Here is a 14,433-nt window from a genome sequence, read left to right as displayed (position 1 = left end):
CTACGGGCAAAGCGCTGTTCTGCAATTGATCGATATCAAGATTTGCCGGTGAATCTGTGACTGTGGGAGCGGGCTTGCCCGCGATGGTGGTCTATCAGTCAACATTGATGTTGGATGTGATGGCCTCTTCGCGGGCAAGCCCGCTCCCACATTTGATCATCTGTGTTCTTACAAACCGCGCAGATCAGCTCAACCGCCGCTCATGTTCATGAACCGCACAATCTGCACCTCCCCTTCAGGGCTGAAGTCATGGCGCAACGGCTTGCCGCGCAGCGCTTTCTGGACCGCATTGATCACGGGTTGATCATCCAGCGGATAACGTCGCAGCAATCCGCGTAAATCCAGGGCATCGTCCTGACCCAGACACAGCAACAGCTTCCCTTCAACGGTCATCCGCACCCGGTTGCAGCTGCCACAGAAGTTGTGGCTGTTGGGTGAAATGAAACCGATCCGGGTATCGGGATGGCGTTCCAGACGCACATAGCGCGCCGGTCCGCCGCTGTTCTCGGTGCTGTCGAGCAACCGATGTTGGCTGGCGATCAGCGCCCGCACTTCGTCACTGGAACAAAACGATTCACCCCGGGAACGCCCGACGTTACCCAAGGGCATTTCCTCGATGAAACTGATATCGATGCGCTGATCGATGGCGTATTGCACCAGCGCCGGGACTTCATCGAAGTTGCGCCCTTTCATCACCACGCAGTTGAGTTTGATCCGCTCGAACCCCGCGTCCCGCGCCGCTTCAATGCCACCCAGCACCTGATCGAGATCGCCGTTGCGGGTGATTGCGCGAAACTTCTGCCCGTCCAGACTATCGAGGCTGATGTTCATCCGCTTGACGCCTGCCTCCGCCAACGGCCGGGCCAGACGGCCCAGCTGCGAGCCGTTGCTGGTCATCACCAGTTCGCGCAAACCGGGCAGCGCGGCGATGTTGCGGCACAGTCCGACAATGCCCGGACGAATCAGCGGTTCGCCGCCGGTCAGACGAATTTTGCGGACGCCCAACCCGACGAACAACGTTGCCAGGCGCTGCAACTCTTCCAGTGTGAGCACCTGCTGACGCGGCAGGAAGGTCATGTTTTTCGCCATGCAATACACACAGCGAAAATCACAACGGTCCGTCACCGACATCCGCAGATAATCGATCTGCCGCCCAAAACCATCCTGCATGACAGCGTTCATCACATCTCCCCGTTTACCCCAAGGCTCACTGCACCAGCGGTGAGTCGGCGCCCTGCAAGTGGATACCGCGAATATCCGCCGCACCGATCAGGGTTTGCAGGTATTGCACCAGGGCTTTTTGCCAGACGCCTTGCTGCAACTGCGTGCGGATCGCCGTCGACACTACTTCATAGGGCAACGGCATGCCTTCGATCCGCTGATCGACACTGACCACATGCCAGCCGTAGCGACTTTCCAGCGGTTTGCTAGCCAGGCCCGGCGCCAGCGTGAACAGCTGACGTTCCAGTTCGGGCACGGTCTGGCCCTTGCTGATCTGCCCCAGGGAACCGCCTTGAGCCTTCGACGGGCAGGCCGAATATTTCACCGCCAGCTCGGCGAAACTGCCGGGGAAATCCTCCAGACGCTGCAGCAATATCTCGGCCTGAGCATGCGCAAGGCTGCGAGCCTCGACATCATCCGGCGCGCACTCGAGCAGAATGTGCCGCACCGCCAGCAACGGCGCGCTGTGAAAGCGCCCGCGATTGTTTTCGTAGTAGCGCAGACTGGTTTCCTCGTCGCACTGCGGCACGTGCACCTCGCGTTCGAGCAACAAGCGTGTAGCCGCTTCTTCTTCGTTCTCACCAGCGCCGATCTCCAGCGCCAGGCCAAGTTCGGCAATGCGCTGCTGCAACAATTCGCGGATCACCAGTGCCCTGGCGGCCAGGTACACCGCTTCCTCACGGCTTTCGGCCGGATGATATTGCAGCTCCTGGGCCATTGCCTGCGGCGTGATCGACACCTCGTTGACACTGATGATCGGCCACTCCTGTTCGCTGCTGGCGATCAACTGCGCCGGGGCGTCATCGGCAGCCGCCGGCTCAACCGGCAGTGCTTCGAACGGCGCGATGTCGACAACGTCCGGCACCGAAGACTCTGCTTGTTTTGAAGAACCGCAGCCACCGCTGCCGCCGTTACCGCCGCCACATCCACATCCACCTGACATGATTGTCTCCTCAATACTTCTGACGAACGATTTGATAACGACGCCCCAGGTACCAGATCGGTGCGCTGATCATGTGTACGAGACGGGTGAAAGGGAACAACACGAACAGGGTCAAGCCGAGAAACACGTGCAGTTTATAGGTCAGCCCGACCGGCGCGATGGAGGCCGCCGCTTCCATCGGCCGCAACAGCACGGTGTTCTGTGCCCAGTCGGCGAGCATCACCATCACCGAGCCGTCCATGTGTGCAGTGGACGCGACGATCGTCAGCAGACCGAGCAGCAACTGCGCCAAGAGCACCAGCAGAATCAGAATGTCCGAAGCGCTGGAGGCGGCGCGAACCCGTGGATCGTTGAGCCGCCGATTGACCAGCATCAGCAAGCCGATCAAGCACAACAGGCCGAAAAACCCGCCGGACACCATGGCCAGCAACTGCTTGTTCTCAGTGCTGATCACATGGTGATAAACCGACGCCGGCGTCAGCAGGCCGACGAAGTGCCCGGCCAATATGAACAACACACCGATGTGAAAGAGGTTGCTCGCCATGCGCATGCCGCGCTGGTTGAGCATCTGGCTGGAGCTCGCCTTCCAGGTGTATTGCGACAGATCGAAGCGCGCCCAGCTGCCAATCAGGCAAATGGCCAAAGCGACATAGGGGTAGATCCCGAACAACAACAGGTTCCATTTAGACATTGCCGACCTCCTCGGCTGGCACGGTGGCCAACCCTTCATGCTGAAAATCCACCCAGTGCAACGGCACCGCGCTTTCTTCCCGGGCCTTGCCCGGGGCGCTAGGCAACGAACTGCAACGGTCTTGCTGTTCGGCCTGGAGAAAGTCCACGGCCTCCTCTTCCCAGATCTTGTCGAGGGCTTCGAGGGAGTCGTCGCGCGGTTCCGCCGCTACCTGCGCCCGCAAATCGGCCACCGCCTGATGCGGTTCGGCCCCGGCAATTTGCAACAGCGCCCGGAAGCAACTGGCATAAGCGCTTTCGCGCTCTTCCAGGCGCGCCGCGAGCAAGGCCAGCAAGTGCGAAACATCCGCCAGGCCCTCGCGGGCCTCGAGGTCTTCGCGGGTGGAGAGAAACTCCAGGTACAGCGGGATATAGTCCGGCAGCTCCTTGACGCCGATAGCAAAACCGGCGGCTTCGTATTGCGCCATCATGTCGACCATCGCCTGACCACGGTCGCGGGATTCGCCATGCACATGCTCGAACAGCAGCAGCGACAGCGAGCGCCCCCGACCGAACAGCGCACCGTAGTGCTCCTGCCCATCCATCAGGTCATTGGCGCAGATCAGCTCCAGCAATTCGAACAACGCGCCGCGTTGCTTGGGGCTGATTTCCCGTGACTGGATAATCGCTTGCTCCAGTTCGTCGCGCCCGCCAATCAGCGTCTCGGTCGGATAGTCGAGCAGCAGCGAAATCACTTTGAGAATTTGCATGCTCATTCCTCCCACAACTGCACGGTTTTGAGGATGTCGCGACGGTTGGCTTTCTTCGCACCAAACATGTTGGTGTCGGAACTGCCGCTGCAACCGCTACCGAAACTGAAACCGCACCCGGAACGCTCGGCAAAGGCGTCGCTCATGGCGTCTTCGCGGTGTGCGCTCGGCACCACAAAGCGGTCTTCATAATTGGCAATCGCCAGGTAGCGATACATCTCTTCCACCTGCGCCACGCTCAAGCCGACATCCTTCAATACTTGCAGGTCCTGAACGCCATCGACTTGCTCGGAACGTTTGTAAGCGCGCATCGCCAGCAAACGTTTCAGCGCACGCTTGACCGGTTTTTCATCGCCGGCGGTCAGCAGGTTCGCCAGGTACTTCAGTGGAATGCGCAGGCTGTCGACGTCCGGGATCACCCCGTTCATGCCCACGGTGCCGGCAGTGGCGGCGTTCTGGATCGGCGACAGTGGCGGCACGTACCAGACCATTGGCAAGGTGCGGTATTCCGGGTGCAGCGGCAGTGCGAGTTTCCAGTCCACGGCCATTTTGTAGACTGGTGAACGTTGGGCGGAATCAATCACCGACTGCGGTACGCCATCGGCCAGGGCCTGGCGAATCACCGCCGGGTCATTTGGATCGAGGAAGATCTCCAGTTGCTTCTCGTACAGGTCCTGCTCATTGGCAGTGCTCGCCACTTCGCTGATGCGGTCGGCGTCATACAGCAGCACACCGAGGTAGCGGATGCGCCCGACGCAAGTTTCGGCGCAGACCGTCGGCATCCCGGCTTCGATACGCGGGTAGCAGAAGATGCACTTCTCGGACTTGCCGCTTTTCCAGTTGAAATAGATCTTCTTGTACGGGCAGCCGCTGATGCACATCCGCCAGCCACGGCATTTTTCCTGGTCGATCAGCACAATGCCGTCTTCTTCACGCTTGTAGATCGCCCCGCTCGGGCACGACGCCGCGCAGGTCGGGTTGAGACAGTGCTCGCACAGGCGCGGCAAATACATCATGAAGGTGTTTTCGTACTCGCCGTAAATGTCCGCCTGGATCTTGTCGAAGTTCTTGTCCTTGCGGCGCTTGGCGAATTCGGTGCCGAGGATTTCTTCCCAGTTCGGGCCCCACTCGATTTTCTCCATGCGCTTGCCGGAGATCAGCGAACGCGGACGCGCGGTCGGCTGATGCTCGCCCAGCGGCGCGGTGTGCAGGTGCTGGTAATCGAAGTCGAATGGCTCGTAGTAGTCGTCGAGACTTGGCAGATCGGGGTTGGCAAAAATGTTCGCCAACACCCGGAATTTACCGCCGATGCGCGGGTTAATCGTGCCGTTGGCATTGCGGATCCAGCCGCCCTTCCACTTGTCCTGGTTTTCCCATTCTTTCGGGTAACCGATGCCGGGTTTCGATTCGACGTTATTGAACCAGGCGTATTCCATGCCTTCACGGCTGGTCCAGACGTTCTTGCAGGTGATCGAACAAGTGTGGCAGCCAATGCATTTGTCCAGGTTCAGCACCATGCCGATTTGTGAGCGAATCTTCATCTCAGTTCTCCTCGATATCGGTCGGCAGAGGACGCGGCAGATCATCGCCGTTTGAGCCATCGAGCCAGTCGACTTTGGCCATCTTGCGCACCACGACGAACTCATCGCGGTTGCAACCGACCGTGCCGTAATAGTTGAAACCGTAGGCCTGCTGGGCATAGCCGCCGATCATGTGGGTCGGCTTGAGCACTACCCGGGTAACCGAGTTGTGGTGGCCGCCACGGGTCTTGGTGGTTTCCGAACCAGGCACGTTCACGATGCGCTCCTGTGCGTGGTACATAATCACCATGCCGTCCTTGACCCGCTGGCTGACCACCGCTCGGGCGGTCAGCGCGCCGTTGACGTTGAAGCACTCGATCCAGTCGTTGTCCTCGATGCCGGCGCGTTTCGCGTCGTTTTCCGAGAGCCACACAATCGGTCCGCCACGGCTGAGGGTCAGCATCAGCAGGTTGTCGCTGTAAGTGCTGTGGATGCCCCATTTCTGGTGCGGGGTGATCCAGTTCAGAACGATTTCGGTCTCGCCGTTGCTGCGCTTGCCTTTCACCCCTTCGATGGTGCGGGTGTTGACCGGAGGGCGATAATTCATCAGCTGCTCGCCGAACGCCTGCATCCACGGGTGATCCTGGTAGAACTGCTGGCGACCGGTGATGGTGCGCCATGGGATGGCTTCGTGAACGTTGGTGTAGCCGGCGTTGTAGCTGACGTGATCGTCTTCGAGACCCGACCAGGTCGGGCTGGAAATGATCTTGCGCGGCTGCGCCTGAATGTCGCGGAATCGAATCGCCTCATGTGCCTTGGACAGCGCCAAGTGGCTGTGGTCGATGCCGGTGAATTCCGACAACGCAGCCCAGGCCTTGACGGCGACATGGCCATTGGTTTCCGGCGCCAGGGACAGAATCACTTCAGCAGCATCGATCGCCGTGTCGATCTTCGGCCGACCATGGCTGATCCCGGCAGCCCCTTCGCGGTGATTGAGCGCACCGAGGAATTTCACTTCGGTGTCGGTGTTCCAGTTGATGCCCTTGCCACCGTTGCCGTGTTTTTCCAGCAATGGCCCCAGCGAGGAAAACTGCTTGTAAATGTTCGGGTAATCACGCTCCACCACATGCAGGTTCGGCGCGTTCTTGCCCGGCTCGGGGGCCACGCCGGCGCTTTTCCAGTCGGTGCCGCCAAACGGTTGCGCCAGCTCGCCGACGCTGTCGTGCATCAGCGGGATGGTCACCAGATCCTTCTCAACGCCCAGATGCCCCTCAGCCATGCTGGAAAAAGCCTTGGCGATGCCTTTGTAGATTTCCCAGTCGGAACGCGATTCCCACGCCGGGTCGATGGCGGCCGACAACGGGTGAATGAACGGGTGCATGTCCGAGGTGTTCATGTCGTCTTTTTCGTACCAGGTTGCGGTCGGCAAAACGATATCGGAATAGACGCAGGTCGAAGACATGCGGAAGTCCAGCGTGGTGACCAGATCGAGCTTGCCGATGGCGCCCTCGTCCACCCATTCGGCTTCTTCGGGTTTGCAATCGCCGACCTGACCGATGTCTTCGTTCATTACCCCGTTCTTGGTGCCGAGCAAGTACTTGAGCATGTACTCGTGGCCCTTGCCCGAGGAGCCCAGCAGGTTGGAACGCCAGATAAACATGTTGCGCGGGAAGTTCACCGGGCTGTCCGGCTGTTCGCAGGAGAAGCGCAGCGAACCGTCTTGCAGCGACTTGACCACGTAGTCTTTCGGGTCCATGCCGGCCGCGGCGGCATCGCGGCAAATGTGCAGCGGGTTGGTGTTGAGTTGCGGAGCGCTGGGCAGCCAGCCGGCGCGTTCGGCGCGGATGTTGTAGTCCAGGGCATGCTCGGGAAACTGTGATTTATCGGCCAATGGCGAGAGCACGTCGTGCATGCTCATCTTCTCGTGGCGCCATTGCGAGCTGTGGGCGTAGAAGAAGCTGGTGCCGTTCATTTGCCGTGGCGGACGGTTCCAGTCCAGGCCGAACGCCAGGGGCAGCCAGCCGCATTGCGGGCGAAGTTTTTCCTGGCCAACGTAGTGCGCCCAACCGCCACCGGTCTGGCCGACACACCCACAGAGCATGAGCATGTTGATCAGCCCGCGGTAGTTCATGTCCATGTGGTACCAGTGGTTCATCGCCGCGCCGACGATGATCATCGAGCGACCCTTGGTCTTGTCGGCGTTGTCGGCGAATTCGCGGGCGATCTGAATGGCTTTCTCACGGCTGACGCCGGTGATCTTCTCCTGCCAGGCCGGGGTTCCCGGCACCGAGGCGTCATCGTAATCCTTGGCCACGTTAGCGCCACCCAGGCCGCGATCAATCGCCAGGTTGGCCGCCGACAAGTCGAACACAGTGGCCACTTTGGCCACGCTGCCATCGGCCAGTACCACGTTGTGCACCGGCACGCGGCGGTATTGCACGGCATCGCCAGCCACGTGCTGGAAGTGTTCGTGTGACTCGCCGGCAAAATACGGGAACGCGACTTCGGCGACATCATCGCCGATCAGGCTCAGCTTCAGATCGATCTCACGGCCTTCGCCACCTTCACGAGGCAGGATGTTCCACTTGCCCTTCTCGCCCCAGCGATAACCGATGGAGCCTTGCGGGGAAACCAGTTCACCGCTGGCATCCAGCGCGATGGTTTTCCATTCCGGGTTGTTTTCCTGGCCGAGGTTGTCGGTAAGGTCCGAGGCGCGCAAGAAACGGTCCGGCTGATAACCGGCGCCCGGAGCCTTGTCGACCATTTGTTTGAGCAGTACCAGCACCGGCAAATCGGTGAAGCGCTTGGCGTAGTCGGTGAAATAAGCGCTCGGTTTGTCCAGGTGGAACTCTTTGAAGATCACATGGTTGAACGCCTGGGCCAGCGCCGCATCGGTACCCTGCTTAGGGTTGAGCCACAGGTCGGTTAGCTTGGCGACTTCCGAGTAGTCCGGGGTGATGGCAACAGTCTTGGTGCCCTTGTAACGGACTTCGGTGAAAAAGTGCGCATCGGGGGTACGGGTCTGCGGAACGTTGGAACCCCAGGCAATGATGTAGTTGGAGTTGTACCAGTCGGCCGATTCCGGCACGTCGGTTTGCTCGCCCCAGACCATCGGCGAGGCCGGTGGCAAGTCGCAGTACCAGTCGTAGAAGCTCAGGCAAGCGCCGCCGATCAGCGACAGGTAACGCGAACCGGCTGCATAGCTGACCATCGACATGGCCGGAATCGGCGAGAAACCGACGATCCGGTCAGGGCCATATTGCTTGATGGTGTAGACGTTGGACGCGGCAATGATCTCGTTGACTTCTTCCCAGCTGGAACGAATGAAGCCACCCATGCCGCGCTTGCTTTTATAGGAGTCGGCCTTGACCTTGTCCTCGACAATGCTCGCCCAGGCTTCCACCGGTGCCATGGTCTGCCGCGCATCGCGCCAGAGCTTGAGCAACGGCTTGCGTATTTTCGGGTACTTGAGCCGGTTGGCGCTGTAGATGTACCAGCTGTAACTGGCGCCACGCGGGCAGCCGCGCGGTTCGTGATTGGGCAGATCGTTGCGGGTACGCGGGTAGTCGGTCTGCTGGGTTTCCCAAGTGATCAGGCCGTTCTTGACGTAGATTTTCCACGAGCACGAGCCAGTGCAGTTCACCCCGTGGGTAGAACGCACGATCTTGTCGTACTGCCAGCGCGAACGGTAGACGTTCTCCCAGTCGCGAGACTCTTTGCGAGTCTCTCCATGACCGTCGGAAAACTCGTTTTGCTTGCGATTGAAAAACCGCAGTTGATCCAGTAAATGACTCACGGTGTGTCCTCTCAGGCTTGCTGCGGGGTTCTGTGCCCCGCCCACGCAATGGTTGGATTCAGGTCGTCTCAGCAGGGTGTCGCGGCGCCTTTGCGGGCGTACCACCACCAGGTCACCACGATGCAGCTCAGGTAAAAAACGACGAACATGTAGAAGGCCATCTCCGGGCCGCCGGTCTGGGCCATCGAAGTGCCGAAAGATTTGGGAATGAAGAACGCACCGAAGGCGCCCATGGCCGAACTGAAGCCCAGGACGGCGGCTGATTCTTTGCCGGCATCCTTGAGCGCTTGTTCGCGCGCGGCTGGCGGTTTTCCGGCCGAGGCTTTTTCATGCTGGGTGCGGAAGATCACCGGGATCATCCGGAAGGTAGAGCCGTTGCCCACGCCAGTGGTGATGAACAGCAGCATGAACAGGCCGAGGAAGCCGTAGAAGTTGCCGGCCGAACCGCCTTGTGGAAGGAAGTGCAAAACCCCGAAGACCATCACGATCATCGCCACGAAGTTCCACAGGGTCACTTTCGCCCCACCGAGCTTGTCCGCCAGCCAGCCGCCCAGCGGCCGCACCAGAGCGCCCACCAGTGGACCGAGAAAGGCAAATTTCAAGGCGATGACATCCGGAAAGGAGGTTTTGATCAGCAGCGGAAAAGCAGCGGAAAAACCGATGAACGAACCGAAAGTCGCCAGGTACAACCAGCACATCAGCCAGTTGTGTTTGCGCTTGAAGATCACCGCCTGTTCGCTGAACGAGGCCCGGGCGCTGGACAGGTCATTCATGCCGAACCAGGCCAGTACCGTCACCAGGACAATGAACGGCACCCAGATGAACCCGGCGTTCTGCAACCACAACTGTCCACCGTCCGGCAGGGCTTGTGGTTGACCGCCCATAAAACCGAACACGCCGAAGGTAATCACCAGCGGCACACAGAACTGCATCACCGAGACGCCCAGGTTGCCCAGCCCGGCGTTGAGGCCCAGAGCTGTGCCCTGCTGGGACTTGGGATAGAAGAAGCTGATGTTGGACATGCTCGAGGCGAAGTTGCCGCCACCGAAACCGCAGAGCAAGGCAATCAGTACGAACACGCTGTAGGAGGTGCTCGGGTCCTGCACGGCGAAGCCCATCCAGATCGATGGCAACAGCAGCGACGCGGTGCTCAGGGCGGTCCAGCGCCGGCCGCCGAAGATCGGCACCATGAAGGAATAAAAAACCCGCAGGGTTGCACCGGACAGCCCCGGCAACGCCGCCAGCCAGAACAGTTGGTCGGTGGTAAAGCTGAAGCCGATGGCATTCAAACGCACAATCACCGTGCTCCAGACCATCCACACCGCAAAGGCCAACAACAGTGCAGGAATGGAAATCCACAAGTTGCGAGTGGCGGTCTGTTTGCCGCTACTTCCCCAGAACGCGGGGTCCTCGGGGCGCCAGTCATGAATGACCGGGCCTTTGTCAGGCGTTTGCAGAACGGACATGTTCTTCTCCTTGGGCAATGCTGGAAATCGGGGACGGAATCAGCAGCGGCGGCTCTTTACCAAGCACCGGGCTTTTGCGTATTTCGCTGAAGTACATCCAGGTGAGGGAGACCCAGACCACGCCGTACATCAACATGAAGCAGGAAGAGCGCACGCCGGTGAGGTCCACCAGGGCGCCGAACAGAATCGGCAGCACGAAACCGCCCAGGCCACCCGCCAGGCCGACGATGCCGGACACCGCCCCCATGTTTTTCGGGTAGTCATTGGCGATGTATTTGAAAACCGAGGCCTTGCCGAATGCGAAGGCGATGCCCATGACGAACAGCAGCACGGTGAACAACGCGGGGCTCAGGCCGATGTGGAAATCCAACGGGCCGTCGATGGTCTGCACTTGCAGTTGGGTCTGGGGATACGAGAGCAGGAACAGGCAGATCCAGCTGACCCACAACACCCACCAGGTCACGCTTTGCGCCCCCCAGCGATCCGACAACCAACCGCCGACGGCACGCAGTACGCCGCCGGGCAGGGAGAAACAGGCCGCCAGCAACGCCGCGCTTTGCAAGCTGAAACCGTATTCCTGCACGTAGTACTTGGTCATCCACAGTGCGAGGGCAACGTAGCCACCGAAGACGATCGAGTAATACTGGCAGTAGCGCCACACCGCAGGATCTTTCAGCGAGCGCAGTTGCTCGCGCAAACTGGCGCCGGTGGCACTGCGGTGGTCCTTGTTTTCGGCACTGAGAAACCAGAATGAAAGCGCGGTGATAAAGAGGATCGCGCTAAAGACTTTCGGCACCAGTTGCCAGCTGCCGGCGGCGATCAGCGCCGGAGCCAGAAATTTGGTCACCGCGGCCCCGGCGTTACCGGCACCGAAGATGCCCATGGCGAAGCCCTGATTCTCTTTGTCGAACCATTTGGCGACGTAGGCAATCCCCACTGAAAACGAGCCGCCGGCCAAGCCGACGAACAACCCCAGCACCAGGAACTGCCAGTAGGCGGTGGCGTGACTGATCAAGTACAGCGGCGTGATGCAGGTCAGCATCAGCAGGAAAAACACGCTGCGCCCGCCAAATCGGTCGGTCAGCAACCCCAGCGGCAAACGCACCAGCGAACCGGTCAGCACCGGGGTCGCGGCCAGCAGGCCGAATTGGGTTTCGTTGAGCTGGAGCAATTCCTTGATCGGCACCCCGAGCACGGCAAACATCATCCAGACCATGAAGCACACAGTGAAGGCCAGCGTGCTCATGCCCAGCACCAAGCCTTGTCGTACACGCGGTTGGGTCACAATGCTCTCCCGTCAATTAGCCATGGCGGCAGACTAGAGAGGCAAACCCCGCAAAAACTTGACCCAGGTCAACGATGCCCATGAGGGCCCAAGCCTATGCTTAGCCCGCCTACCTCCAAGGAGGTAGTGCAAGAAAACCTTAAAACCTTTATTTATCAGCTTGTTAAGGCTTTTAACCCACGCTTTTGCCGACAAGGAACTGTCGGCAACTCTTTAGAGGTAGCGCGCCCAGGATCGGCGGCAAAACCCCACGCTGGAACGTGCATGCTCTGTTTTCTTATCGCTTCCCCGGACCTGAGTCGATGATCCGCTGGTTGCGCAGCTCCCTGCCCGCTCGCGCCGGACTGGCGGTGATCCTGATCGCCGTGCTGGCGCTCGCCAGTTCATTGAGCGCCGGGCTGATCGCCTGGTTCAGCCAGGGCGATGCCGCTGCCATCAACACCGCAGGGTCGGTGCGCATGGAGACCTATCACCTGAGCTGGAAACTCGCCGCCGGCGCCACCGGCGAAGAAATCGCCGCGATCATCGACAGCCTGCAAAACCGCCTGGACAGCCACTCTCTCAAAGCGGTACTGGAAGATGGCCCGACCACCGCATTGCAACTCAGCTATGGGCAAATCCAGCAACACTGGAATGAGGATTTGCGTCCGGCACTGGAGCGCGGCGATGCGGCGGCCTTTCAGGTCCAGACCCAGTCCTTCGTTGAGCAACTGAACCAGTTCGTCAATCTGTTGCAGCGCCAAAGCGAACAAAAGCAAGGCTGGCAACAGGCGATCCAGGGCCTGGCCCTGTTCACCACCATGATCGTCCTGCTGCTCGGGCTCTACGAACTGCAGTACGGCGTTGTCACTCCTTTGAAAGAGTTGGTGGATGCAACCCAGCGCTTTCGTCGCGGCGACTTCAAGGTGCGGGTCAACCATCAGTCCGAGGATGAGTTGGGCCAGTTGGCCATGAGTTTCAACAGCATGGCCGAGACGATCGAAGAGTCGCATCGCACCCTGGAAAGTCAGGTCCAGCAAAAAACCTTGAACCTGCAACAAACCAATGCCGCCCTGGAGCTTCTGTATCAAAGCAGCCGAAGCCTGGCCACACGCCTGGCCAATGCCGAAGGTCTGGATGAGTTGATTCGACGCTTCCAGCAGCGCCTGCCCGGCTTGCGCCTGTCGCTGTGTCTGCAGGGGCAGCAGCAGGCACCGGCCCAGCAGTTGCTCGCCCTGCATGGCGCGAACATCCGGGAAGTCTGCGCCAGTAGCGACTGCGCCACGTGCCTGCGGCATCCTAAAACCAATCCGCAAATCTTCAGCATCAGCAACCAGGGCAGTGAACTGGGTGAGCTCAAGGCACACTTTGTCGACGGGCACCCCATGCAAGCCTGGGAAACCCAACTGATCCAGGCCCTGGCCAACCTGATCGGCACCTCGCTCTCGCTCAAGCGTCAACGGGAACAGGATCATCGCCTGCTGCTGCTCGAAGAACGCACGATCATCGCCCGCGAGCTGCACGATTCACTGGCCCAGGCCCTGTCCTACATGAAGCTGCAAGTCAGCCGCATGCAGACCCTGATGCGTCGCGGTGAACCGGCCCAGACCCTGGAAACCGTCACCGGCGAATTGCGCGAGGGGCTGAACAACGCCTATCGCCAGTTGCGCGAGTTGCTGACCACGTTTCGCTTGCAGATTCACGACGCGGGGCTGGTACAGGAACTCAAGGACACTGCCGAGGAGTTCTCCCGTCGCGGAGAATTTCAGGTGCACCTGCACGTCGACGCGCTGGCCTTCCAGCTATCGGCCAGCGAACAAATCCACATTTTGCAGATCACCCGCGAAGCGCTCTCCAACTGCCTGCGCCACGCCCATGCGCAAAACGCCTGGCTGCAACTGCGCCAGGATGGCGAGACCGTCAGGTTGTCGGTCGAAGACGACGGGCGTGGGTTCAGTGGCAACGTCGATCAACGCGAACACCACGGCCTGAACATCATGGATGAGCGAGCTCGCAGCTTGCGCGGCCAACTGCAGATATTTTCCAGGGAGCCCCAGGGCACCCGTGTCCAACTGGAATTCCACCCGGAGTTTCTCGGGCAGCAAACAGAAGGTAGCGCCACATGACCCCGTCCCCACAACACAAAATCCTGCTGGTAGACGATCACCCGATGATGCGTCACGGCATTCGCCAGATGCTCGAACTCGAAGATGATTTCCTGATCGTCGGCGAAGCCAGCCAGGGTGAAGAAGCACTCAGTCTCATTGAGCCGCTTCAACCGGATCTGGTTTTGCTCGACAACAACATGCCGCAAATGAATGGCATCGAAACCCTGCGCCGACTACGGGCCATGCACTACACCGGCAAAGTCCTGCTGTTTACGGTATCGGACGCCGAAGACGATATTCGCGATGCACTGCGCCTGGATGCCGACGGCTATCTGCTCAAGGACATGGAGCCTGAACTGTTGATTCAGTACATCCGCGGTGCCCTGAACGGCGCGCTGGTCATCAGCCCGGGGCTGACCCAAGTCATGGCGCAAGCGCTGCGGGCTCCTGCGCGTCAGGCCGTGGTGGAACTGACCGAGCGTGAGCGTCAGGTGCTGAAAACCATCGCCAGCGGCTTCAGCAACAAGGTCATCGGCCACAAGCTGGGCATCACCGAAGGCACGGTCAAGGTTCACGTCAAGAATCTGTTGCACAAACTCGGCTTGCGTTCCCGAGTCGAGGCGGCGGTGTGGGCCATGGAACATCTGCGCAACGCCGGCTGACGGGTATTCCTCTT

Annotated in this window: 10 protein-coding genes; 2 read left to right on the top strand and 8 right to left on the bottom strand. The window is 60.0% G+C overall.

The features are described 5' to 3' along the window. Nucleotides 1-189 precede the first annotated feature (189 nt). The 8 genes from moaA to J3D54_RS21415 form a co-directional block, all read right to left on the bottom strand. Entirely contained in the window at nt 190-1,182 is a 993-nt protein-coding gene (gene moaA / locus J3D54_RS21450) for a GTP 3',8-cyclase MoaA (RefSeq protein ID WP_253422423.1), read from the bottom strand. 25 nt (nt 1,183-1,207) lie between these two features. Further along, a complete protein-coding gene (locus J3D54_RS21445; protein ID WP_253422421.1) occupies nt 1,208-2,164 on the bottom strand; it encodes a peptidylprolyl isomerase in 957 nt (318 codons plus the stop codon). A 10-nt stretch (nt 2,165-2,174) separates the two neighbouring features. Next, nucleotides 2,175-2,855 (bottom strand): respiratory nitrate reductase subunit gamma, encoded by a 681-nt coding sequence (gene narI, locus J3D54_RS21440; RefSeq protein WP_253422420.1) that lies wholly within the window; start codon nt 2,853-2,855, stop codon nt 2,175-2,177. Beyond that, the gene (narJ, locus tag J3D54_RS21435; protein ID WP_253422418.1) at nt 2,848-3,603 is read right to left on the bottom strand and encodes a nitrate reductase molybdenum cofactor assembly chaperone; all 756 of its coding nucleotides are present in this window, start codon (nt 3,601-3,603) and stop codon (nt 2,848-2,850) included. The genes narI and narJ overlap by 8 nt, the downstream gene beginning before the upstream one ends. 2 nt (nt 3,604-3,605) lie before the next feature. After that, the gene (gene narH, locus J3D54_RS21430) at nt 3,606-5,144 is read right to left on the bottom strand and encodes a nitrate reductase subunit beta (protein WP_038982852.1); all 1,539 of its coding nucleotides are present in this window, start codon (nt 5,142-5,144) and stop codon (nt 3,606-3,608) included. Nucleotide 5,145: 1 nt separating this feature from the next. Next, on the bottom strand, nt 5,146-8,919 hold the full coding sequence (locus tag J3D54_RS21425; RefSeq protein WP_253422416.1) for a nitrate reductase subunit alpha: 3,774 nt from the start codon (nt 8,917-8,919) through the stop codon (nt 5,146-5,148). Nucleotides 8,920-8,987: 68 nt separating this feature from the next. Beyond that, nucleotides 8,988-10,385: a NarK family nitrate/nitrite MFS transporter gene (locus J3D54_RS21420; protein ID WP_253422414.1), complete on the bottom strand. Its 1,398-nt coding sequence runs from the start codon at nt 10,383-10,385 to the stop codon at nt 8,988-8,990. After that, the gene (locus J3D54_RS21415; protein WP_253422412.1) at nt 10,363-11,670 is read right to left on the bottom strand and encodes a nitrate/nitrite transporter; all 1,308 of its coding nucleotides are present in this window, start codon (nt 11,668-11,670) and stop codon (nt 10,363-10,365) included. Before J3D54_RS21415 ends, J3D54_RS21420 begins: the two co-directional genes overlap by 23 nt. Before the next feature lie 302 nt (nt 11,671-11,972). Between J3D54_RS21415 and J3D54_RS21410 the strand changes: the two genes are divergently transcribed. Both J3D54_RS21410 and narL read left to right on the top strand, forming a co-directional pair. Next, nucleotides 11,973-13,775, top strand: coding sequence for a HAMP domain-containing protein (locus J3D54_RS21410; protein ID WP_253422410.1), 1,803 nt, complete (start codon nt 11,973-11,975; stop codon nt 13,773-13,775). Further along, nucleotides 13,772-14,419: a two-component system response regulator NarL gene (narL, locus tag J3D54_RS21405; protein WP_253422409.1), complete on the top strand. Its 648-nt coding sequence runs from the start codon at nt 13,772-13,774 to the stop codon at nt 14,417-14,419. Before J3D54_RS21410 ends, narL begins: the two co-directional genes overlap by 4 nt. Nucleotides 14,420-14,433: the final 14 nt, after the last annotated feature.

The organism is Pseudomonas sp. GGS8, from assembly GCF_024168645.1.
Classification (GTDB): domain Bacteria; phylum Pseudomonadota; class Gammaproteobacteria; order Pseudomonadales; family Pseudomonadaceae; genus Aquipseudomonas.
The sequence above is the reverse complement of the archived record's forward strand: the minus strand, read 5'-3'. Positions and strand labels throughout refer to the sequence as shown.

Excerpts from the sequence above, each read along its gene's own strand:
- moaA (WP_253422423.1), bottom strand. The coding sequence starts at position 1,182 with ATGAACGCTGTCATGCAGGATGGTTTTGGGCGGCAGATCGATTATCTG.
- J3D54_RS21445 (WP_253422421.1), bottom strand. The coding sequence starts at position 2,164 with ATGTCAGGTGGATGTGGATGTGGCGGCGGTAACGGCGGCAGCGGTGGC.
- narI (WP_253422420.1), bottom strand. The coding sequence starts at position 2,855 with ATGTCTAAATGGAACCTGTTGTTGTTCGGGATCTACCCCTATGTCGCT.
- narJ (WP_253422418.1), bottom strand. The coding sequence starts at position 3,603 with ATGCAAATTCTCAAAGTGATTTCGCTGCTGCTCGACTATCCGACCGAG.
- narH (WP_038982852.1), bottom strand. The coding sequence starts at position 5,144 with ATGAAGATTCGCTCACAAATCGGCATGGTGCTGAACCTGGACAAATGC.
- J3D54_RS21420 (WP_253422414.1), bottom strand. The coding sequence starts at position 10,385 with ATGTCCGTTCTGCAAACGCCTGACAAAGGCCCGGTCATTCATGACTGG.
- J3D54_RS21410 (WP_253422410.1), top strand. The coding sequence starts at position 11,973 with ATGATCCGCTGGTTGCGCAGCTCCCTGCCCGCTCGCGCCGGACTGGCG.
- narL (WP_253422409.1), top strand. The coding sequence starts at position 13,772 with ATGACCCCGTCCCCACAACACAAAATCCTGCTGGTAGACGATCACCCG.